19 protein-coding genes are annotated in these 21,833 nt (G+C 36.6%); 7 read left to right on the forward strand and 12 right to left on the reverse strand.

Annotation, left to right across the window (positions count from 1 at the left end; translation table 11 throughout):
* Positions 1-11 precede the first annotated feature (11 nt).
* From H560_RS0109170 to H560_RS0109180, 3 genes are all read right to left on the reverse strand, one after another.
* A complete protein-coding gene (locus H560_RS0109170; RefSeq protein ID WP_027379770.1) occupies positions 12-626 on the reverse strand; it encodes a response regulator transcription factor in 615 nt (204 codons plus the stop codon).
* A 602-nt stretch (positions 627-1,228) separates the two neighbouring features.
* Positions 1,229-1,477, reverse strand: coding sequence for a NifU family protein (locus H560_RS0109175; protein WP_051289253.1), 249 nt, complete (start codon positions 1,475-1,477; stop codon positions 1,229-1,231).
* 48 nt (positions 1,478-1,525) lie between these two features.
* Positions 1,526-2,632, reverse strand: coding sequence for an Mrp/NBP35 family ATP-binding protein (locus H560_RS0109180; RefSeq protein ID WP_027379772.1), 1,107 nt, complete (start codon positions 2,630-2,632; stop codon positions 1,526-1,528).
* A gap of 129 nt (positions 2,633-2,761) precedes the next feature.
* Between H560_RS0109180 and H560_RS0109185 the strand changes: the two genes are divergently transcribed.
* The gene (locus H560_RS0109185) at positions 2,762-5,563 is read left to right on the forward strand and encodes a GH92 family glycosyl hydrolase (protein ID WP_027379773.1); all 2,802 of its coding nucleotides are present in this window, start codon (positions 2,762-2,764) and stop codon (positions 5,561-5,563) included.
* 424 nt (positions 5,564-5,987) lie between these two features.
* On the opposite strand, the gene H560_RS0109195 is transcribed toward H560_RS0109185, so the two are convergent.
* Positions 5,988-7,238: a dicarboxylate/amino acid:cation symporter gene (locus H560_RS0109195; RefSeq protein ID WP_027379774.1), complete on the reverse strand. Its 1,251-nt coding sequence runs from the start codon at positions 7,236-7,238 to the stop codon at positions 5,988-5,990.
* Between the two features lie 216 nt (positions 7,239-7,454).
* Between H560_RS0109195 and H560_RS0109200 the strand changes: the two genes are divergently transcribed.
* The 4 genes from H560_RS0109200 to H560_RS0109215 all read left to right on the forward strand — a co-directional run bounded on the left by H560_RS0109200 (position 7,455) and on the right by H560_RS0109215 (position 13,217).
* Entirely contained in the window at positions 7,455-7,946 is a 492-nt protein-coding gene (locus H560_RS0109200; RefSeq protein ID WP_027379775.1) for a BON domain-containing protein, read from the forward strand.
* A 6-nt stretch (positions 7,947-7,952) separates the two neighbouring features.
* Positions 7,953-8,372 carry an SH3 domain-containing protein gene (locus H560_RS0109205; RefSeq protein WP_027379776.1) on the forward strand — a complete coding sequence of 140 codons (420 nt, stop codon included), beginning with the start codon at positions 7,953-7,955 and terminating at the stop codon, positions 8,370-8,372.
* Between the two features lie 90 nt (positions 8,373-8,462).
* Positions 8,463-11,168 (forward strand): TonB-dependent receptor, encoded by a 2,706-nt coding sequence (locus tag H560_RS0109210; protein ID WP_027379777.1) that lies wholly within the window; start codon positions 8,463-8,465, stop codon positions 11,166-11,168.
* Between the two features lie 186 nt (positions 11,169-11,354).
* A complete protein-coding gene (locus H560_RS0109215; RefSeq protein ID WP_027379778.1) occupies positions 11,355-13,217 on the forward strand; it encodes a CocE/NonD family hydrolase in 1,863 nt (620 codons plus the stop codon).
* A 50-nt stretch (positions 13,218-13,267) separates the two neighbouring features.
* Here the strand turns inward: H560_RS0109215 and H560_RS0109220 are convergent, their stop codons facing one another.
* The 3 genes from H560_RS0109220 to speB form a co-directional block, all read right to left on the reverse strand.
* Entirely contained in the window at positions 13,268-13,879 is a 612-nt protein-coding gene (locus tag H560_RS0109220; protein ID WP_027379779.1) for an alpha-ketoglutarate-dependent dioxygenase AlkB family protein, read from the reverse strand.
* Positions 13,880-14,145: 266 nt separating this feature from the next.
* The gene (locus tag H560_RS0109225; RefSeq protein ID WP_027379780.1) at positions 14,146-14,994 is read right to left on the reverse strand and encodes a bifunctional helix-turn-helix domain-containing protein/methylated-DNA--[protein]-cysteine S-methyltransferase; all 849 of its coding nucleotides are present in this window, start codon (positions 14,992-14,994) and stop codon (positions 14,146-14,148) included.
* Between the two features lie 66 nt (positions 14,995-15,060).
* Complete coding sequence (gene speB / locus H560_RS0109230) at positions 15,061-15,918, reverse strand: agmatinase (protein WP_027379781.1); 858 nt, start codon at positions 15,916-15,918, stop codon at positions 15,061-15,063.
* 144 nt (positions 15,919-16,062) lie between these two features.
* On the opposite strand from speB, the gene H560_RS0109235 reads away from it, so the two are divergent.
* Positions 16,063-16,722 (forward strand): HAD family hydrolase, encoded by a 660-nt coding sequence (locus tag H560_RS0109235; protein ID WP_027379782.1) that lies wholly within the window; start codon positions 16,063-16,065, stop codon positions 16,720-16,722.
* A gap of 107 nt (positions 16,723-16,829) precedes the next feature.
* On the opposite strand, the gene H560_RS0109240 is transcribed toward H560_RS0109235, so the two are convergent.
* From H560_RS0109240 to H560_RS0109255, 4 genes are all read right to left on the reverse strand, one after another.
* A complete protein-coding gene (locus H560_RS0109240; protein WP_027379783.1) occupies positions 16,830-18,224 on the reverse strand; it encodes a type III PLP-dependent enzyme domain-containing protein in 1,395 nt (464 codons plus the stop codon).
* 283 nt (positions 18,225-18,507) lie between these two features.
* Positions 18,508-19,137, reverse strand: a complete 630-nt coding sequence (locus tag H560_RS0109245) for a thiamine diphosphokinase (protein ID WP_027379784.1) — start codon at positions 19,135-19,137, stop codon at positions 18,508-18,510.
* Positions 19,127-19,696, reverse strand: coding sequence for a cob(I)yrinic acid a,c-diamide adenosyltransferase (locus H560_RS0109250; RefSeq protein ID WP_027379785.1), 570 nt, complete (start codon positions 19,694-19,696; stop codon positions 19,127-19,129). The genes H560_RS0109245 and H560_RS0109250 overlap by 11 nt, the downstream gene beginning before the upstream one ends.
* 4 nt (positions 19,697-19,700) lie before the next feature.
* The gene (locus tag H560_RS0109255) at positions 19,701-20,012 is read right to left on the reverse strand and encodes a hypothetical protein (RefSeq protein WP_027379786.1); all 312 of its coding nucleotides are present in this window, start codon (positions 20,010-20,012) and stop codon (positions 19,701-19,703) included.
* A gap of 184 nt (positions 20,013-20,196) precedes the next feature.
* On the opposite strand from H560_RS0109255, the gene H560_RS0109260 reads away from it, so the two are divergent.
* Entirely contained in the window at positions 20,197-20,688 is a 492-nt protein-coding gene (locus H560_RS0109260; RefSeq protein WP_027379787.1) for a DinB family protein, read from the forward strand.
* 133 nt (positions 20,689-20,821) lie between these two features.
* Here H560_RS0109260 and H560_RS0109265 read toward each other — a convergent pair whose 3' ends face one another.
* Positions 20,822-21,775 carry a helix-turn-helix transcriptional regulator gene (locus tag H560_RS0109265; protein WP_027379788.1) on the reverse strand — a complete coding sequence of 318 codons (954 nt, stop codon included), beginning with the start codon at positions 21,773-21,775 and terminating at the stop codon, positions 20,822-20,824.
* Positions 21,776-21,833 lie beyond the last annotated feature (58 nt).

Here is a 21,833-nt window from a genome sequence, read left to right on the forward strand (position 1 = left end):
GGTTTATATCTTTAATGCATATCATCATAGATCCTCACAAGATCCACCACATTTTTGACCTGTAGTTTTTCGAAAATCTTTTTCTTATAAGTACTTATTGTGGACATTTTTAAATTCAGGATGTTGGAAATTTCTATATTCCCGTTACCTTCTGCAAGAAGCTTGAATATCTGGAATTCCCTTTTGGAAAGCCTTTCCACAGAATGGCTGTCGCTAGAATGGGTCACCAGTTTTTTCATCATATTTACCGTATAATGATACCCCTCTTCAAATATTGCAGAAACGCTGGTAAGAATTTCAAACTCCGATGCACCTTTGTTCAGGTAGCCCGCTGCACCTTCTTCAATATACTGAATGCCTATATTTTCGTCATACGCGGAAAAAATAAGAATCTTTAGCTGCTTTTGTCTCTTTTTCAGGTCTTTTATCATCGCCTTAAAAATACTTTCCGGTATATCAATATCAAGGATTAAAAGATCATACAGCTGTTTAGTGACCTTTTCTTTCGTTTCGTGATATGTTTCGGCAAAATCTATTTTACATGGATATTGAAGTTTTGATTCCAACAGCAAAGCCGTACCAGTCCTGACAACATAATGACCATCTGCAATAAGTATATTTTTCATAGTGTTTAGTTTTGATAATAATTTCCATAAGAATTAATTAATTTATGGAAAAATAACTTTTTTTCTTTTTTACAAATTGCAATACAAGTTATAGACCAAATATGATCCCGCTTTTTAAATAAAATTCTTTGTTTAAAGCACTTACAGACCACTCGCGCACAAGCAGTATCATTCTGAAAAAAATTTCAGAATCTATAATTTTGTGTAAGCACTTTAAAAAATACTAAATGTTAAAAGTGTGAAAATGAAAAGTATTTTACAACTACACATCCCCATATAGCATTGTAAATTATTCTACAAAAATAATACATATAATATTCACATAGATGTAGAATTATTACTATAAAAATTTCATAATTTCTTCTAAGATTTTCTTAAAAGTAAAAATATGGGCTTTATTGAATCCTTTATTCTATTAATCAAAAGGTTACATTTAAGAATATTTAATAAAAAATTGACATTAAAATAAAATTAAAATTAATTTTTAATAAAATATAAGTCTCAATCCCATGATTTTAATTCAATATCTGACTGGAAATTTCACCCATAAAAACAAAAAGACAGACCAAAAGCCTGTCTTTATAAAATATATTTTTCTAATACTACTCTACGCTTATTACTTTTTCGATTTCAGGAGCGTGCTGCTTGATGGTATTTTCTACCCCTAATTTCAATGTTGAAAAATTAAGAGAACACCCGGAGCAGTTTCCTAAAAGTTTTACATAAACCAGATTATCCTTCACATCAATAAGCTCAATATCTCCACCGTCTTTATTCAAAAACGGACGGATGCTTTCCAGAGCTTCCATTACCCTTGTTACAGTATCTTCGTGTGTTATATTTGTTTCCATATTTTTTTCAGTTCAATTCGGTTTTTTTCAAAATTTTTTGAAAAATATTTATTTTGCTTTCGGCGAGCATCCTGCCATTGTTGTGATTTTTACCGCTTCAGTCGGAGGAAGGCTTTTATTTCTTTCTACCAGGCTTTCTACCATTTTGCGGGCAGTTTCCGTGTAAATTTCTTCAATTTTAGATCCCTCCTGCAAAGCCGCCGGTCTTCCTACATCTCCTGCCTCTCTGATACTCTGGATCAATGGAATCTCTCCCAGCACAGGAATTCCAAGATCTTCAGCAAGATATTGCGCCCCCTGTCTTCCAAAGATATAATATTTATTCTCCGGCAATTCTTCCGGTGTAAAATACGCCATATTTTCTATTAATCCAAGAACAGGAATGTTAATACTTTCCATCTGGAACATGGCAATACCCTTTCTTACATCTGCAAGAGCCACATGCTGGGGCGTACTTACAATCACTGCACCCGTTACAGGAACTTCCTGGATGATTGATAAGTGAATGTCACCCGTGCCCGGAGGAAGGTCGATCAGTAAAAAGTCTAGTTCTCCCCATGCTGCATCTCTGATCATCTGGTTTAATGCTTTTGAAGCCATCGGGCCTCTCCACACTACTGCCTGATTGGCACCAGAGAAATATCCTATCGAAAGCATTTTCACACCATAATTTTCTACAGGTTTCATCTTGCTTTTTCCATCTACATCTACAGAAATCGGCTTTTCGCCTTCTGTATCAAACATGGTAGGAACAGACGGGCCATAGATATCGGCATCCAATAAACCTACTTTGAAGCCCATTTTTGCTAAAGTAACCGCCATATTGGCAGAAACCGTAGACTTACCAACTCCTCCCTTTCCAGAAGCGATGGCGATAATATTTTGAATCCCGGGAATCTGTTTTCCCTTGATCTGACTCTGCTGAATTTCACTGGGCTCCGGAGAAACTATTTTAAGTTTTAATGTAATTTCTTCTCCGAATTCACTTGCAAAAGCCTGCTTCATTGCCGCCTCCAGCTTTTTCTTTTCGTGCATTGCAGGGGAATGTGCAGTCATATCAATATATACATCGTTGCCCATAACCTGGAAGTTACTTACCAGGTCATCAACTTCTATCTCTTTAAGGAAATTCTGAACCTTTTCTTTCGTCAACATAAACTAAATAAATTGTTTACAAATTTACGGAATTTTTACCTATTTAGAATAAGTAAACTCAATGATAGATATTTTCTTTTGTGAAACCAAAATTTATAGTACTTTAGGGGAATTTTAATTTTTTACATGATGAAAAAAATAATAGTCGTTCTTTTAGGAATTGTTGCTCATAATTTATTTTCACAAAATTATTCGCAATATGTAAATCCTTTCATAGGAACCGGCGGACACGGACACACATTTCCGGGCGCCATCGTTCCTTTCGGCATGGTACAGCTTTCTCCGGATACAAGGGTAGACGGAAGCTGGGACGGTTGCAGCGGGTATCACTACTCAGATTCTGTAATCTATGGCTTTTCTCACACACACCTCAACGGAACCGGAGTTTCAGATTATGGAGACATAATGCTGATGCCCACTATGGGAAATCCGAGCTTAGATAATAAAGAATATTCATCAAAATTTTCCCATAAAAACGAAAAAGCTTCGGCTGGATTTTATTCTGTTAAGCTTGATAAGAACAATATAGACGTACGCTTGACGACTACAAAAAGAGTTGGTTATCATGAATACACCTTTAATAATGCAGGGAACGCCAATATCATTTTAGACTTAAATCATAGAGATAAACTACTTGAAGGTGAGGTAAAAATTATCGACGACAAAACCATCGAAGTTTTCCGTAGAAGTGAAGCCTGGGCGACTAACCAATACATTTATGCAAGAATTGAGTTTTCAAAACCAATGAAAATTTCAAAGAAAAATGTAAACGGAAAAGATGAAAAGACCCTTTTCACAGGAACAATACTGGCTCTGGCATTTTCATCAAATGTAAAAAAAGGAGAAAAGATCAATGTAAAAGTAGCGATTTCTCCCACCGGATATGAAGGTGCAGGAAAAAATATGCTGGCCGAAGGAAAATCTAATAATTTCTCTGAAATTCAAAAGCAGGCTGTTGCGGACTGGGATAAAGAATTATCAAAAATTGAGGTAAAATCTTCCGATAAAGATAAACTGACCGTTTTCTACACAGCGATGTATCACGTTTTCACCCAACCGAACATCAATATGGACGTGGACGGAAAATACAGAGGCCGCGACAACAAGTTTTACATGGCCAAAGGCTTCGATTATTACTCGGTTTTTTCACTTTGGGATACTTTCAGGGGAGCGCATCCTTTAATGACTTTAATTGACAGAAAAAGAACGGCAGATTTCATCAATACTTTCATCAAACAATACGAACAGGGCGGAAAGCTTCCGGTTTGGGAGCTGGCTTCCAACGAAACGGAATGCATGATCGGTTACCACGCCGTTTCTGTAATCGCAGACGCGATGGCAAAAGGAATTACAGGCTTTGATTATGAAAAGGCATTCCAGGCTTCGAAAAACTCTGCAATGCTGGATATTTTTGGTTTAAATGCTTACAAACAAAACAATTATATCTCTATTGATGATGAGCACGAAAGTGTTTCAAAAACAGTAGAATACGCTTATGACGACTGGTGTATTGCCCAGATGGCTAAAATTTTAGGCAAAAAAGAAGATTATCAGTATTTCATGAAGCGTTCCCAAAACTGGAAAAATCTCTACAATCCAAAGAACGGATTCATGCAGCCAAGAAAAAACGGAAACTGGTATGAACCGTTCGAACCAAGGGAAGTTAACAATAATTATACGGAAGGAAACTCATGGCATTACTCCTATTCTGTTCAGCAGGATATTCCGGGGTTAATTGCAGCTCATGGAGGAAAAGAAAAATTTGAACAGTTTATTGATGCTATTTTTGCTGCTCCTGATAAAACTACCGGCAGAGAACAGGTGGATATTACAGGGTTGATGGGTCAATACGCACAGGGAAATGAACCGAGCCACCACATCGCTTATCTTTACAATTATGTAGGGAAACCGGAAAAAACGGATGCAAAAATTAAATACATTTTAGATAACTACTATAAAAATGCTCCGGACGGCCTTATTGGAAATGAAGACTGCGGACAGATGAGCGCATGGTACATCCTAAGCACAATGGGAATTTATTCTGTAACTCCCGGACTTCCGGAATGGCAGACTACGAAGCCCTATTTTGATGAGGTAAAAATTCATTTAGAAGACGGAACTACAAAAGTGATCACAAAAAATACAGGCAGAGAAGAGCTTAGAAAGTTAGGTTTCGAAAACGCAAAATCTTTTAAAGATTATAAATATGACGAACTTACTGCATCTCCTGTAATTTCTGCGGCAAGAATTTTTGATTTAAATACAAAAGTGGAAATCACAGCCCTGAATCCAAACGATAAAATATATTATATGACTTTGGACGAAGGTGATGCGAACGTAAGAAAGACTTTCACACCTTATAAAGGTCCTTTCACGATTTTAAAAACAACCCAGGTTTCTGCTTATGCGGAAAGAAATGGTGAGAAAAGCTCTGTTACGGTTGCCAACTTCAACAGAAGACCAAACAACTGGGGCATAACAGTAAACGCAAAAGTAAATCCTCAATATATGGCAAGTGGAAATCTGGATCTAATTGACGGTATAAACGGTGATGTAAACTGGAGAAAAGGTGAATGGCTGGGCTATCAGGGACAGACATTTGAGGCTATTATTGATATGAAATCCCCTCAGCAGATCAAAAATTTATCTTCAACCTATCTTCAGGACAGCAAAGCATGGATTTTGATGCCGAAAAAGGTAGAATATTACGCATCAATGAACGGTAAAGATTATATCCTCCTGAAAACCGTAGACAATACAGTAGATCCGAAAAACGAAACAGTTCAGGTAAAAGATTTTTCCACGGATATTCTTCCAACCGAAGCACGATACATTAAAGTGAAAGCCTACCATTTCGGGAAATTACCGGAGTGGCATCAGGGTGCGGGCGGCGAAGCTTATATTTTTATTGATGAGATTTCTGTGAAATAAATAAATTTAGAATTAAATATAAAAACCTTTCGATTTTTCGGAAGGTTTATTTTTTACTGTTTATCTGCTTTAGAAATCCTTCGACTTCGCTCAAGATGACATCTCTAATACTAATCGTTATTAAACGAGCAGCATAAATAGTTTTTCGGTGTCATCCTGAGCGAAGTCGAAGGATCTCCATAAATGTTTTCATCCATAAAGGAAATTCTTATAAATATTTCCTTGGAATGAAAAAGGCTGCCATTCAATGGTGCTGAGGTTCTCGAAGCCACCAGTCCTGACATCCTAGCCCCGATTGCAATGAAAATCCTTTGCAAAAAAAGATTGTAATGGAAAGCGGGAAATAGCTTCAAATAAAAAATAAATGGTCAACAATGAAGAAAAAATTCACTATTGACCATTCACTAGCGCAAGCTAATTCACCTTACATTTTCCCTCCGTGATTTTCAAGCTGTCCTTCCCATTTCGAGACAGCAGAGGTAGCTAGGGCATTTCCTAAAACGTTCGTCATACTTCTTCCCATATCGCAAAAATGGTCGATCGGTAAAATTAAAGCGATCCCTTCCGGCGGGATTCCAAACATAGAACACGTGGCAACGATGATTACCAGAGATGCTCTCGGAACGCCTGCAATTCCTTTTGAAGTAAGCATTAAAACCAAAAGCATGGTAACCTGCTGACCTATCGACATTTCAATTCCGTAAATCTGGGCAATGAAAATGGATGCAAACGTCATGTACATCATGCTCCCATCCAGGTTGAATGAATACCCCAAAGGCAGAATAAATGAAACCACCCTGTTGTTACACCCAAATCTCTCCAACTCTTCCACCAGCTTTGGGAAAACCGCTTCCGAGCTCGTTGTGGAAAAAGCAATCAGCAAAGGCTCTTTGATTCTTCTTAATAATTCAAAAAGACGGTTTCCGAGGATAAGATATCCTACCAATAAAAGAACCAGCCAAAGAATAGCAAGTGCAAAGAAAAAGTCTCGTAAATAGATTGCATACACTTTAAAAATTTCAAAACCATTAGTTGCAACTACCGCTGCAATGGCTCCCAAAACTCCCAGCGGTGCAAACCACATGATATAACCTACCATTTTCAGGATTCCGTGTGCGATAATATCAAATAATTTGATGACAGGCTGTGAATATTCTTCACCCATATTGGCCAGGGCAACTCCAAACATAATGGAGAAAACCACGATCTGCAATACTTCATTGGTAGCAAAAGCCTCAAAAATACTTTTAGGGATAACGTGTTTCACAAAGTCTTCCATGGAGAAACCTTTACTGCTCTTCAGTAATTCTTCCGCTGACGCAGCATCCTGAATCGGCAGCTTGGTAACGTGTCCCGGCTCCAGCCAGTTGACAAGCACCAAACCTATAAATAGAGAAATAAGAGACGCAGAAATAAACCATAGCATAGCCTTTGTACCTACCCTTCCGATCATTTTGATATCGCTCATCTTAGCAATTCCCACCACCAAAGTAGTGAACACTAGCGGAGCAATGATCATCTGAACCAAACGGATGAAAACCGTCCCCAGAAGTTTGATATTTTTGGAAAAAGGCTCTGCACTTTCCGGATACTGTATATGTACAAAACCTCCAATTCCTACACCTAAAATAAGCGCGATAACAATTGTTATAAATAGTTTATTCTGTCCTTTCATAAATTAATTTCAAGTTCAGCAAATATAATATTTTTACAATTGGCGCCAAGCTCAAGATAACAAGATTAATTAATCTGCAAAAGCCGGCTGTAATTTAAATAAACTGATTCATAAAATATTATAAGAAAGTTTACAATATTTAACTGATTTTTATCCTTTTGGTATAAATTTTATTGTTACATTTGATTGTATTAACAACATTTAAAATATACAACTATGAAAAAAACTATCGCAATGGCTGCATTGGCTGTAGCCGTATCATTCGGGGCGGTTTCTTGTAAAAAGAAAGTTTCAGATGCTGATCTTCAAACCCAGGCTACCACTGTAGTTACCTCTAACCCAAGCGCTTCTGTGGAAGTAAAAAAAGGTGAGGCCCATCTAAGCGGAACATTCGAAACTCAGGAAGCTAAAGACGCAATGATCGCCCAGCTAAAAGCAATCAAAGGGATCACTGGTGTTCATGACATGGCTACTGTAGCTCCTGCTGCACAGGCAGCTGCGCCGGTTGAGACTCAATCTGCTGTAGACCCTGCCGTTCAGCAAAAAGTACAGGATGCGGTGAAAGATTTCCCTTCCGTAAAAGTAGAAACTGTAAACGGGGAATTAACCCTTACAGGAACAGTATCTTCTGCTGATGCAAGAAAAATCAAAGAATCGGTAGATGCTTTGAAAGTTGGAAAAGTAAACTATAACTACACTGTAAAATAATTAAAAATGAGCACATTACAAGATAAATATTCAAGCGTGGTTTCAGCTGCTCAGTCTGCAGGAATCTCTAATCTACAAGTTCAGGAACAGGACGGAATTCTTTATGTTTCCGGAAATGCATCCAATACAGCTGCAAAAGACGCCGTATGGAATGCTTTAGGAGCCATTGATTCTTCTTATTCTGCATCAGATATTAATATAGATGTACAGGTGGCAGGCCTTTCTGCAGGTGCTTCCCTTACAGTTTCTACAGATGAATCCAATCTTAACATCAGACAGGAGCCTTCTACAGATGCTGCTGTTGTGGGTAAGGCTGCAAAAGGTTCATCAGTTACATTGATCGAGCAGACTTCAGATGACTGGTGGAAGGTAAAAACCGACGACGGACAGGAAGGATATGCATACTCAAGATATTTAAGAGCTTAAATTAATAAGAATTTAATATAAATTTCAAAATAAACATCCCGATTCAGGGATGTTTTTTATATTTTAGCCCGTTAAAGAAAATTTAGTTTAATGAAGAAAATTTTATGGCTGCTTTTATTTTCATTCGGTTTTTTGGTTCTGAATGGGCAAAGTCTTACCATCAACGGGAAGGTTTCAGATTTTGAAAACAAGCCCGTAGAAAATGCAGCCGTTTATCTTATTAAACAAAAAGATTCTTCCGTTATAAAATCATCTTCCACCAATAAAGAGGGTAAATTTTCATTAACAATAAATGAAATCAATGAGCCATCAACCTTAAAAATTGATGCGGCCAAGCTAGTATCTTATTCTAAAAATTTTGACAAAATAACCCGCTCATTAGCTTTAGATGAAATAAAACTTGACAAAGACAACATTTCCAATATTGAAGAGGTTGTGATCACCGCTTCTCCCGTTAAAATCAAAAAAGATACGATTGAATATAACGCAAATGCCATCAAGGTACGTCCCGACAGTAATATCAAAGAGCTTTTAAAAAATATTGACGGTGTGGAAGTGGATACCGACGGAAAAATTACAGTAAACGGAAAAGAGGTAGACCAGATTATGATCAACGGGAAGCCTTTTTTTGATACCAAAGGGAAAATCGCCTTAGAAAACATCCCGGCCGATATTATTAAAAAAATCCAGGTAACTTCTACAAAAACCAAAGAAGAAGAACTTACCGGAAAAACGCCCAAATCTGAAAAATCAACCATTAATTTTTCCATTGATGAAAAGAAAAACCAGGGATTTATTTCACGACTGACTGGTGGATACGGAACAGACAAAAGATATGAGGCCAGCGGATTTTTAAGCTATTTTAAAAATAAAACGAAAATCAGTCTGCTTGGTTCATCCAATAATATAAACACCAAAGGTTTTACCAATGATGAAGCGCAAAATTTAGGCGGAAACGCCGGATCACGGGCCGGAAGTAATATGAAGGGAATTCAGAAATCGACAACCGTTGGCGTAAATTACAGTGATCAGCTGAGCCAAAATGTGGATCTTGAATCCTTAGGAGCCACCCGTACGGAAACAAATCTTGAAACAGCATCCAAAGTCTCAAGAACAACATTCCTTCCTGATTCTACCCTGAAAACCGATTCAGAAAATCATGCTGATAACAATACAGAACAGTATAATTTTAATTCATCTGTGAAAATAAGTCCCGATTCTTTGAGCACTGTGTATTTTTCTCCGACACTTTCGCTTTCCAAGACCACGGGCTTTAGAACAACAAAATCTGTCACCTACAAAGATGATGTACTCGCAAATGAAAGTGAATCTGCTACCAACACAAATTCTGAAAATAATAGTTTCAGTCCAAATCTTCATTATTCAAAAAAGTTTAAAAAGAAAGGACGCAGCTTTTATGCAAGCCTGAACACCACAATTTCCGAATCAAAAAGTGATAACCTGGTGAAATCCAGCACAAAATTCTATCAAAGCACCGATCCGGATGATGTCCGGGATCAAATATCACAAAGTAAAAACCAAACCAACAACTATGCTTTCAATGCAAAATATGCTGAACCCATTTCTGATTCTTTAACGGTAAGCTTAGGTTTAAGTTATAATTCAGAAAACTTATCAAACATGAGAAACGTTAATGATTTTGATGAAAATACAGGTCAATACTCACTCAACAATATTCTTTTATCCAATAGCTCAGATCAAAAGAACAGTCAGCTTTCACCTGAAATCAACATAGAGCTCAACAAGAAAAAATTTAATCTCTGGGCCTCTACCAACGTAAATTTTTCGGATCTGAATTATAATGCAATTTTCAACGGACAATATTATGAGCTTCAGCGGAATTTTGCTTTGCCGGATTATTCTGCCGGATTCCAGTACCGTATTTCTGAAAACTCAAAACTAAGTATTTATAATTCGGCAAGCTATACGGTTCCAACTCCGGAAAAAGTGATCCCGTACGTGGATGAATCCAACCCGCTGATCACCTATGAAGGAAATCCTGACCTTAAAAATGCATGGAGCAACAGAACAAGTGTCTACTTTAATAATTTTAATGTAAAAAAGAGTTTTAATTATAATGCCAATATAAGTTTCACTTATAACAACAATGATATTACGAATTTCTCATTTTATGACGAATCCGGTAAACAGTTTGTCACTTACAGAAATATCAGTGGAAACAAAACGGTAAGCCTTGGAGGAAGCTTAGGAAAAACCTATAAATGGAATGACAGTAAATTAACAATAAGACCTAAAGCAAACTTAAACTACAGATACAATAAGGGCTACATCAACGGGCAGGAATTTACGGGGAACTCATACACATTTACACCGGGAATCAGTCTCATTTATGACAAAAAGGATAAAATCAATATAAAACCTTCTTATAACGTAAATTATACTTTTTCAAACTATAAAAACTACAGTGTTGAAAGCATTAATAATACCTATCAGACTTTCGGGCTGGAACTTACAAATTACTTTTTAAAAACAAATCTTATCTTCGAAAATGATTTTGAATACAATACAAGCTCCAATATTACGCCCGGTTTCAAAAAAGATTTCTATTTCTGGAATACAAGTGTAGGATATACATTCTACAAAAAACAGTTGACTGCGAGGGTAAGGGTTTACGACATTCTGAACCAGAACCAAAGTGTAAGAAGAACAATAACTGCATCGTATGCGGAAGACCGTGAAGACCTGATTCTAAGACGTTATGTAATGTTTTCTCTCACCTTTAAGCTGAATAAATTCGGCGGACGAAAAATGTAGTTTATGAACACAAGTTTGTCATTCCGCAGGAATTCAGGCACAATTAGGGAAAAATAAAACTACGGCTTAGATTCCTGCGCAATAACTATTTATTGATAAAATATTATTTGTTAATTTTTAAATTTAATCTTAAACATGGATTTAATTAAAAACATTTTATGATTAAATTAGCGACAAATTTTAAGTATGAAGATTCAGTTTTCAATTGTATTTATTTTGTTATTCATTTTTGGGAATTCGCAGAATAATCAACAACCAACAGACTCATTTGTAAAAGATAATTTCACAAAGAAAGAATTTTACATCACCATGCGTGACGGAGTAAAGCTTTTCACGATTGCCTATATTCCAAAAGATATTTCCAATAAAAATAAATACCCGTTTCTGATGCAGAGAACCTGCTACAGCATTGCTCCGTACGGTGAAAACGAATACAGAAACAAGCTTGGCCCGAATCCATATTTAATGAAAGATAAGTATATTTTTATTTTTCAGAATGTTCGCGGAAGGTATATGAGCGAAGGCACGTTCACCAATATGACACCGCAGGTGGACCGCAAAACAAAGAAAGATATTGATGAAAGTACAGATACCTACGACACCATTGAATATCTTTTAAAGAATATTAAAGACAATAACGGAAAAGTAGGCCAATATGGAATTTCTTACCCTGGATTTTATACTGCTGTAGGCATTTTAGCACAGCATCCGGCATTAGTGGCCTCATCTCCGCAGGCCCCGATTTCGGATTTCTGGAATGATGATTTTCTTCACAACGGAAGATTTATGCTGGCCTATTTCAGAACTTTCCCGGTTTTCGGAGTGCAGAAAACAAAGCCCGAAAATAAAGCATGGTATACTGATTCTATGATCAAAACTACTTCTGAAGACGGTCTGAAGTTCTACAGAGACATGGGAACCCTGAAAGACGGTTACGAAAAATATTATAAGGATAATTTCTTTATGACGGAAATTATGAACCATCCCAATTACGATGAATTCTGGCAAAAAAGAAATCTACTACCCCATCTTAAAAATGTAAATCATGCGGTAATGACTGTCGGCGGCTGGTTTGATGCTGAAGATCTTTCAGGACCTTTAAATATTTACAAAACAATAGAAAAAACAAGCCCGAAGGCTAAAAACACCATCGTGATGGGACCGTTTTCACACGGAGCCTGGGCACAGGAACAGGGAAAGCATTTCCACAACCAGATTTATTTCGGGGACAGCATTGCAACGTATTACCAGAAAAATATTGAAACGAAATTTTTTAATCATTATTTAAAAGGAAATACAAAACAGGACGCCGGCTTACCGGAAGCGCTGATGTATGATACAGGAGCGAAACAATGGAGAGAATTCGCCACCTATCCTCCAAAAGAATCAAAGAAAATTAATTTTTACTTATCAGACGGAACATTAAAAAACGCAGCCGGGCAAGGCTTTTCTGAATATTACAGCGACCCAAATAATCCGGTTTTAAGTTCTGATAACCTGAAAGATTTTAATGGCTTCACACCTAAAAATTATATGTCGGAGGACCAGAGATTTGCAGTAGGAAGACCTGATGTTTTGACTTTTACAACCGATGTTTTGACTGAAGATATGACTTTTGCAGGAGAAATTTTGGCTAAATTAAATATTGCTTCCACTTCCAGCGATGCGGATTTTGCAGTGAAATTAATTGATGTTTATCCCGAAGATTTCAAACCTGCAGAAAAAAAGGAAGGCGTGATTTACGGGAATTATCACCAGATGGTAAGAAGTGAAATCATGCCTGCGAGATTCAGAAATTCAAGAGAAAAGGCAGAAGCTTTGGTTCCGAATCAGAAAACAGCTGTGAATTTCAGACTGCAGGATGTGGTTCATACTTTTAAAAAGGGACATAAAATCCAAATACAGATTTCTTCAACCTGGTTCCCGCTATTTGCCATCAATCCACAGAAATTCTTAGATAATCCGAATTTTGCAACGAAGGAAGACTATACGAAAGTATTTATCGAAGTTTTTGATGACAGTGCGATTGAAGTAGAAGTTTTGAAATAAAATAACGATGGTGGCTGAGGTTCTCGAAGCCACCATTTTGTTTTGGGATCTCACTCCTCAATCGTTCTGAACGTCAGGTTCACTCTTGGTGTTTTCACTTTCGTTGTCGGTGGAAGACGATGGAGCCAATGATCCTGAGTCGTTCCTTTCATAACCAATAAACTTCCGTTTTCTAAAAATATTTCCACTTTTTCTTTTGTCGTTTTATGTTTAAACAAAAACTTTCTTTCCGCGCCGAAGGTTAATGATGCAATGGCTCCGTGTTTTTTCAAATCCTTTTCGGCATCACTGTGGTAAGCCATTCCTTCACTTCCGTCGTGATACAGATTCAACAGGCAGGAATTGTACGTTTCCCCTGTCACTTCTTCGCATTTTTGTTTTAATTCTAATAATTCGTGAGTCCAGAACTTTGCATATTTAGTTCGCTTTGAATAGGTGTATTCAAATGGCTTTTCACCAAACCACGCTACTTTTCTTTTGGTTAAAATTAATTTTCCAAAAATGAGCGCTTCATCATTTTCCCAGGGAATCTTATTGAATAAATAATCAAAGTAAAAATCCGACTTTTCTTTGGAGAAAACTTTGCCGTAATAGTGTACAGTTCCGTCGTTGGGGAGGAGATTTAAAGGATAATCCGATATATCTTCGAATAAGTTTAACATAAATTTTAAAGTTTGATGTTTGATGTTTTTGTCATTCCGTAGGAATCTAAGCAAAATATTTTTAAAATTTAATAAATAAACCTAGATTCCTACAGAATGACAAAGATGATGTTGATTACTTACGTCGGAATCTATAAGTTTTGGCTAAAGCCAATTTCGATTTAGACATCTTTTAAACGGGCTAAAGCCCGTTTCTATTGATAAAATATTTTACGTTTTTAATGTTATTCGTGTTTATTTGTGAAAAAAATTTGTGCAATTTGTGTTTAAGAACCAGAATAAATTCTCGAACTCTCCCAACCCACAATCATCTGTTTCCTATCACTCCCCCATCGGTAACCACCCAGATTTCCGGACGATTGAATCACACGGTGACAGGGAATCAAAAATGCTACAGGATTGCTTCCAATTGCTGTACCAACCGCCCTTGAAGCTTTAGAATGACCAATTTTTTCGGCTAAATTACCATACGTAGACAATTTTCCCATCGGAATGGTAAGCAGGCTTTCCCAGACTTTCAACTGGAAATCGGTGCCTTTGAGATGTAATTTAATGGTATTAAGCTTGGTCCAGTCTTTATTGAATATAGACAGTGCATTTACCTGAAATTCATCCTTTTTTTCAAAAAAAGAAGCATTGGGAAATTTAAGCTGTAAATCTCCCAATGCTTTAATTTTATCATTTTCAAAAGCCATATAACAGATTCCTTTTTCTGTGGAAGCTGTAATTACTTTCCCAAAAGGACTTTCGGAAAAGCTATAATTGATATTAAGGCTTTTTCCGCCGTTTTTATATTCTGCCGGAGACATACCTTCGATTTTTACAAACAGATCATGCAGTCTGCTGGTACTCGAAAGCCCCGTCTCATAAGCTGTATCAAATAAACTCGCTTTTTCTTCTTTCAGTAGATTTTTAGCATGTTCCAGGCTGATGAACTGCAAAAACTTCTTCGGGCTAGTTCCTGCCCATTCAGAAAACATTTTCTGAAAATGAGCCGGACTTAAATGAACTTTCTCCGCCACTTCATCCAAATTGGGCTGAAGCTTAAAATTGCTTCGGATATACTCTATCGCTTTCGCAATTCTTTCGTAATCGATCTGATTTTGTGTGGACATAACATTGAATTTACCTCACAAATTTCCGAAGAATATAGGGCAGAAAAAATCCGATTCTTGCGAAATTTAGTTGTTGTTATAAATATGATAATAAGCAAGCATTTTGTAATATAATTTCGCTGCCAAGAAAGCACTTGGTTTTGCCATCGGAGAATCCATTAATTCAACAATGTCAAACGCGACAACGTTACATTTTTCAAATACTTTTCTTAATAATTCCAAAGTTGGATACCATTGTAAACCGCCTGGCTCAGGAGTTCCTGTTGACGGGCAAAGTGAAGGATCAAAGGCATCAAGGTCAATTGTGATATATACATTTCCCGAAACTTTTTCCAATACATCATTCACCCAGTTTTCGTTGTTGGCAATTTCGTGAGCAAAAAACACTCTTCCTTCCGGCAAATATTCTGCTTCTTCAATATCCATAGAGCGGATTCCGACTTGAACTAAATTATGCTTCTGATTCGCTTCAAAAACCGCACACGCATGATTAGAGGTAGAACCGTGGAATTCCGGACGAAGATCTGTATGAGCATCCAACTGAAGAACCGTTAAGTTCTCGAATTTCTCACCCACTGCACGAATCGAACCGATAGAAACAGAATGCTCTCCACCGAAAAGGGTGAATAATTTTCCATCATTGTTCAAAAGCTCTTTTGTTTTTTGGTAAACCGCTTCTGTCATGGCTTCAGGTGTAGAATTTTCAGAAACCTCTCCAGCCAGATAAACTCCCTCTAAATAAGGTTCAGTCTGAGTTTCTATGTCATAGAGCTCCATGTTTTCGGAAGCATTCAGGAACAATTCCGGGCCTTTGTCAGCACCTTTTCCCCAAGTTGAAGTTCCGTCATAAGGTACTGTTACCAGCATTACTTTCGAGTTCTCTAATGAAGCATTTTCTTCAGGAATTCCTGCGTATGTTTTCATGTTTTATTTAAAAATTAAATGATTTCGGCAAAGATACAAAATAGTCTCCGAGTTATACATTATGAGTGATGAGTGATGAATTTTTAACTTTCTCTTTTTTAATGTTTAAATTTTAAAAGTTATTTTTGTTAAAAATTTAATTTTATGTCATTAAAAGCTGTGCTATTCGATATGGATGGCGTAATCGTGGATACAGAACCATTGCACAGAAAAGCCTATTTTAAAACCTTTGATGATTTGGAAATTGCGGTTTCCGAAGAATTATATACCTCTTTTACAGGAGCTTCAACAAAAAGGGTTTGCGAAACATTGATTAATAAATTTAATCTAAATCAAACTCACGAAGAAATTGCTAAAAGCAAAAGAGATTATTTCAAGGATTATTTTTACAATGATGATGAATTTGATTTAATTCCGGGTGTGAGAGAACTTATTCAGCACTACTGTGAAAACGGAGTCAAATTAATTCTGGCTTCTTCAGCCACCATGACTACAATTAATATGGTTTTTGAAAAATTTGAGCTGGAAAAATATTTCAGCGGAAAAATAAGCGGTGCAGATTTAAAAGAGTCAAAACCTCATCCCGAAGTTTTTTTGCTAGCTGCGGAAATGGCAGGCGAGCCGGTGGAAAACTGTATGGTGATAGAAGATTCTACCAACGGGATTCTGGCGGCACACCGGGCGAAAATTTTCTGTGCAGCATACAGAAGCCCACATTCTAAAAACCAGGATTATACATTGGCAGATACTGTGGTTTCAGATTACGAAGAACTGGAACTTAATAAAATCTCAAAATATTTTTAAATATAAAAGCTCTCATTTCTGAGAGCTTTGTTTTTATAAATTTTGGCTAAAGCCAATTGATATTATGTTTTTGTGAAACGGGCTAAAGCCCGCCCCTATTGATGAGATTATTTATAACCAAGAATTTTCAATACATCTTCCGGCTCCTGTTTTTCACGGAAAACCTCGTACTGCAATTCCCCATTTTCATCTTTCTGGATCAGAACGTGTCTCGGCTGTGGCATCAGGCAGTGGTGAATTCCCCCAAATCCGCTGATGGTTTCCTGATAAGCACCTGTATGGAAAAATCCGATATACAAAGGTTTGGTATCACTGAAAACCGGCAGATAAATCGCGTTGGTATGCTGTTCGGAATTATAGTAATCATCTGAATCACAAGTCAATCCGCCCAGAAAAACCCTTTCATAGGTATCTTCCCACCTGTTCAGCGGAAGCATGATAAAGTGTCTTGAAATAGCCCACGTATCGGGAAGCGTTGTCATGAAAGAGGAATCGATCATGTTCCATTTTTCTCTGTCGTTCTGACGTTTTTGGGAAATGATTTTATAAATATTGGCCCCACTTTCTCCAACCGTAAAGCTTCCGAACTCAGTATAAATATTAGGCTCTTCAACACCTTCTTCCTCACAGAATTTTTTGATCTGGGAAACAATTTCCTCAACCATATACTGGTAATCGTAATCGAAATTCAAAGAAGTTTTGATAGGGAAACCACCACCGATGTTCAAGGAATCAACTTCCGGAGCAATTTTTTTCAAACGTGCATACACACGAAGACATTTATATAATTCATTCCAGTAATAAGCAGTGTCTTTGATCCCGGTATTAATGAAGAAGTGAAGCATTTTTAGTCTTGCATTCGGGTGTTCAGCGATTTTCTGGCTGTAGTAAGGGATAATATCCTTATATCCTATTCCTAATCTTGAGGTATAAAATTCGAATTTCGGCTCTTCCTCAGAAGCGATCCTGATTCCGATATCAAACGTAGTGTCTATGCTTTCTGTAAGCTTATCCAGTTCACGGTAATTATCCAAAATCGGGGTAATATTTTCAAAACCGTTGTTGATCATATCCGAAATTTTCGCCAGATAATCATCCGTTTTGAATCCATTGCAGATTACTTCAATATTTTTATCCACTTTTCCGTTTTCGTAAAGAGATTTTACGATATCCATATCATAAGCGGAAGAAGTTTCTATGGAAATATCATTTTTAAGTGCTTCTTCAAGTACAAACTTGAAATGACTTGATTTTGTACAGTAACAATAGGTATAATTCTTCTTATATTCGGTTTTCTCAAAGGCTTCCCTAAACCAGCTCTTGGCTTTCTGGATATTTTGAGAAATTCTCGGCAGGTAGCTAATCTTTAGCGGAGTGCCAAACTTTTCAACAACTTCCATTAACGGAATGTCGTGAAACAACAAATTGTTCTCAGAAACATTGAATTCCTCAGTAGGGAAATACAGCGTCTGATCAATAAGTTCCGAGTATTTTATTTTCATTTCTAAACAGGTGAATTAAGAACTGCAAAATTGCTAAAAAAGTTTGATTTTTTCGCGTTAAATTTATTATAAATTTTCAGGCAGCTGACACTAAAACTTTCGTGCTGATTATCAATATGTAAGCTTTTGAAGATATTAGTCTTCTTTTTTCTCTTAATTACATGGAACCTTTTGAATATTAGTATCTATTAAACCCTGTTTTTTGTTGATTTCAATATCAATAGTTTTTTTTATTTTTTACCACAGATTTTGAAATTAATCTAAGTAGAATTTGAACAAAAGGCTACAGATATTTTTTTCCAATAAAAATCAACACATCACCTTTTTCATATTCAACGAAAACCTCATCATCAACGGCAAAATTTCTTGTGCCAATTCTTGAGGTGATGCTTAAGCTCCCGTTGGTCAAGGGCCAATTCAATCCTCTTGTTGTAATATTTTCAGCTATAGGAAAGGGATACAATGAAATTATTTTATCTCTTACATCTTTTACAGAAAAATTTTTAGCAATGAAATAATATTCGGAAAACTCATCATAAAATTTTATGTTTAATTTTTCCTTAAAACCGAAAGCAGCAGTAAGATTTCCCAAAAAATGATCCTGCTCACCTCCGCTTCCGCCCAGAACATCAACAGCCGTAAAACCTTTTGCTAAAATAATTTCCAGCGCTTTATGAAAATCTGTTTTATCCTGATCAGGAGTATATATGAATTTTTCTTCATAAATATTTTCATCTTTTCCGGAATGCGAATCAAAATCACCGGAAATGAAATCCAGCTTTTCCAAAGGGAAACCAAGGCCTTTCAGATAATGAAAAGCGCCGTCTGTACATGCTATTAAATCATATTTTTCAAGACTGGGAAAGGATTTTGGAGCATCTCCATTGATGAAAAGTAATGTTTTATCTTTCATTTGGATTCCAGTATTCTTCTGGTTCGTTATTGATTTTTGAGATGTATCTTGCCAAAACAAAAAGATAATCTGAAAGTCGGTTTAAATATTTAATTAATTCCGGACGAACTTCTTCGGATTCATTTAAGAAAACCAAAGAACGTTCGGCTCTTCTGCAAATTGTTCGCGCCGCATGTAAAAATGTAGCCGATTTTCCTCCGCCGGGAAGAATAAAATATTGAAGTGGTTCTAATTTCTCTTCAAAAGCGTCCATCCAGTTTTCCAGTTCTTCGATTTCAGTATCGGAAATAATCAATGGTAAACGGGATTTTCCATTGGCCAGCATCAATTTATCCACCGGTGTTGCAGCTTCTGAACCTACTGTAAATAAATCAAACTGTATTTTTTTTAACTGCTGTAAAACTTCCTCATCTTCAATATGACTTTTTGCGATCCCGATGAAAGAATTGAGCTCATCTATATTCCCATAGCTGTCTACTCTTGCACTTGCTTTTGAAACCCTGGTCCCGCCATACAAAGCCGTTTGACCTTTATCTCCTGTTTTCGTATAAATTTTCATAGGACTAAATTACTTTTTTCTCATAAGGTTTACAAATTTTGATTTTGAATGCCATTAAATTTCTAATTCCGACAACCGCCATAGCCCAGATTGCAACGGCATCCTTTTGGGTTGAGGGCGGAGCATAAACTGGAGGTTTACGAACGTAGTTCAGGAGACCGTAACCCAAAAGATATAGTGGAAAGCTGGAATAGCTTCTAATGAATTTGTTGAAAATGTTTTTATTATTGAATAGATCCTTCGACACGCTCAGGATGACAATGCTTAATACTAACTGCTTTATTAATCTTTTTGTATAAAAAATGATCGATCCCAAAAGACCGACCACTTTCAAATTATTTATCTACCTAACAATGTCATAAGTATAAGCCTTTAACGGAAAGTCCCGAACTTTATTTGATAAAGAAAAACTTTTTTAAAATCTCAAATTACTACTGACAAACTGTTGTCATCACCCTGTTTTATCTTTGTATCAACAATAACAAACAATATTAAAAATTATGACAACTACAGCAACCATCACAAAACAATTTATGACTTCTGAACAATTATTAGAGCACTGGCAAGGGCACAGAAATCTTACAAGAAGAGTAATAGAAGCATTCCCGGAAAAAGAATTATTTGAATTTTCTGTGGCAGGAATGAGACCTTTTGCAAAACTGGCCGTAGAACTGATCAGCATCGGAGGTCCTGCTTTGAAAGGAATCATCAACAAAAACATGGAAGCTTACAACGAAGAAGGCTTCAACCCGAAAACCAAAGAAGATATTTTGAAAAAATGGGACGAAGAAACAGAGGTTATCAACCAATATTTTGCACAAATTTCTGAAGAGCGTTTCCAGGAAACTTTCAATTTATTCGGGCAGTATGAATTTCCGGTTTACCAGAATATTTTGTATTTCGTTGATAATGAAATTCATCACCGCGGACAGGGGTATGTTTATTTAAGAGCTTTAGGAATCGAGCCGCCTTTTTTTTGGGAGAGATTTTAAGCTCTTTGATGCCTTTATTTAAACTTAAAAACCTCATCAAAGCAAATATGAAAAATCATCATTCATAATTTGTTATAAATAATCATTCTCAAATTAAATTGCCTTACTCCGACAAGAATTTTGCCGGAGTTTTTTATGCATGCTTACTGGAAATTTTCACCAATAACTCGTTTAGCTTTGTCTGAAGGATTTCAGGCTCCAAAACGGTGGCAAAGTCCGCAAAAGTAATCAGCCAGCGCGGAAAGCCTTCATCTATCCAGTCGGTTTCAAAGATGAGTTCGAAGCAGTCTTCCCTTTCGATTTCTTCGATTAAACCGTAATATTTTTTTGAATTTACCAGATGTCCTATAATTCTTTTTTCAACCAAAAGCCTGACTTTGGTTTTATTGCCGTTGGAGTTTTTTCTGTAATCGTTAATCTGCCCGTATTCCTGCAAAAATGGATTCTGAGTCTTAATGATCTGCAAAATCCTGTCTACCCGGAACTGCCTGAAATCATTTCTCAGTGTACAAAAAGCCATAATATACCAATAATTAAACTCGAAAAAGACACCAACCGCCTCAATCGTCCGGGTAGATACTTTGGAGTCAATTGTTTTGTATTCAATGGTTAGCTGCTTCTTTTCTGCAATGCTCTCAAGGATAATAGGAATGACATTTTTGATATTGTCTTCCGTTTTAGGGTGATGATTATAGATATCAATCTGCTTTTCAATATTTTCAATTAAATTTTTATCTGAATATTTTAATACGGAACGCACTTTTTCCATGGCCGTTTGATAGTGATTACCCAAGCTTTGATGTAAAAATTTCTGCATTAATTTTTCAGCGGTAATAAAACTCAAAACTTCTTCTTTAGTAAACATTACCGGCGGAAGCTTATAACCTTCCATTAGAGAATATCCGCTTCCCGCCTCACCAACAATAGGAATTCCGGCATTTTCCAATGTTTTTACATCACGGTAAATCGTCCGAATGCTGACATCAAATTTTGCCGCCAAATCCTGCGCTCTCACAATCGGTTTGGATTGCAGCTGTGTGAGAATGGCTGTGACACGGTCGAGTTTTTTAAGGTAATGGTCGTTCATTGGGGTTGGAAGGTGTTCTGGGTTTAGGGTTTAGCAAAATTAATTTCTAATTTCTAAT

This window comes from Chryseobacterium daeguense DSM 19388 (assembly GCF_000430825.1).
GTDB lineage: Bacteria > Bacteroidota > Bacteroidia > Flavobacteriales > Weeksellaceae > Chryseobacterium > Chryseobacterium daeguense.

Excerpts from the sequence above, each read along its gene's own strand:
- H560_RS0109170 (WP_027379770.1), bottom strand. The coding sequence starts at position 626 with ATGAAAAATATACTTATTGCAGATGGTCATTATGTTGTCAGGACTGGT.
- H560_RS0109175 (WP_051289253.1), bottom strand. The coding sequence starts at position 1,477 with ATGGAAACAAATATAACACACGAAGATACTGTAACAAGGGTAATGGAA.
- H560_RS0109180 (WP_027379772.1), bottom strand. The coding sequence starts at position 2,632 with ATGTTGACGAAAGAAAAGGTTCAGAATTTCCTTAAAGAGATAGAAGTT.
- H560_RS0109185 (WP_027379773.1), top strand. The coding sequence starts at position 2,762 with ATGAAAAAAATAATAGTCGTTCTTTTAGGAATTGTTGCTCATAATTTA.
- H560_RS0109195 (WP_027379774.1), bottom strand. The coding sequence starts at position 7,238 with ATGAAAGGACAGAATAAACTATTTATAACAATTGTTATCGCGCTTATT.
- H560_RS0109200 (WP_027379775.1), top strand. The coding sequence starts at position 7,455 with ATGAAAAAAACTATCGCAATGGCTGCATTGGCTGTAGCCGTATCATTC.
- H560_RS0109205 (WP_027379776.1), top strand. The coding sequence starts at position 7,953 with ATGAGCACATTACAAGATAAATATTCAAGCGTGGTTTCAGCTGCTCAG.
- H560_RS0109210 (WP_027379777.1), top strand. The coding sequence starts at position 8,463 with ATGAAGAAAATTTTATGGCTGCTTTTATTTTCATTCGGTTTTTTGGTT.
- H560_RS0109215 (WP_027379778.1), top strand. The coding sequence starts at position 11,355 with ATGAAGATTCAGTTTTCAATTGTATTTATTTTGTTATTCATTTTTGGG.
- H560_RS0109220 (WP_027379779.1), bottom strand. The coding sequence starts at position 13,879 with ATGTTAAACTTATTCGAAGATATATCGGATTATCCTTTAAATCTCCTC.
- H560_RS0109225 (WP_027379780.1), bottom strand. The coding sequence starts at position 14,994 with ATGTCCACACAAAATCAGATCGATTACGAAAGAATTGCGAAAGCGATA.
- speB (WP_027379781.1), bottom strand. The coding sequence starts at position 15,918 with ATGAAAACATACGCAGGAATTCCTGAAGAAAATGCTTCATTAGAGAAC.
- H560_RS0109235 (WP_027379782.1), top strand. The coding sequence starts at position 16,063 with ATGTCATTAAAAGCTGTGCTATTCGATATGGATGGCGTAATCGTGGAT.
- H560_RS0109240 (WP_027379783.1), bottom strand. The coding sequence starts at position 18,224 with ATGAAAATAAAATACTCGGAACTTATTGATCAGACGCTGTATTTCCCT.
- H560_RS0109245 (WP_027379784.1), bottom strand. The coding sequence starts at position 19,137 with ATGAAAGATAAAACATTACTTTTCATCAATGGAGATGCTCCAAAATCC.
- H560_RS0109250 (WP_027379785.1), bottom strand. The coding sequence starts at position 19,696 with ATGAAAATTTATACGAAAACAGGAGATAAAGGTCAAACGGCTTTGTAT.
- H560_RS0109260 (WP_027379787.1), top strand. The coding sequence starts at position 20,197 with ATGACAACTACAGCAACCATCACAAAACAATTTATGACTTCTGAACAA.
- H560_RS0109265 (WP_027379788.1), bottom strand. The coding sequence starts at position 21,775 with ATGAACGACCATTACCTTAAAAAACTCGACCGTGTCACAGCCATTCTC.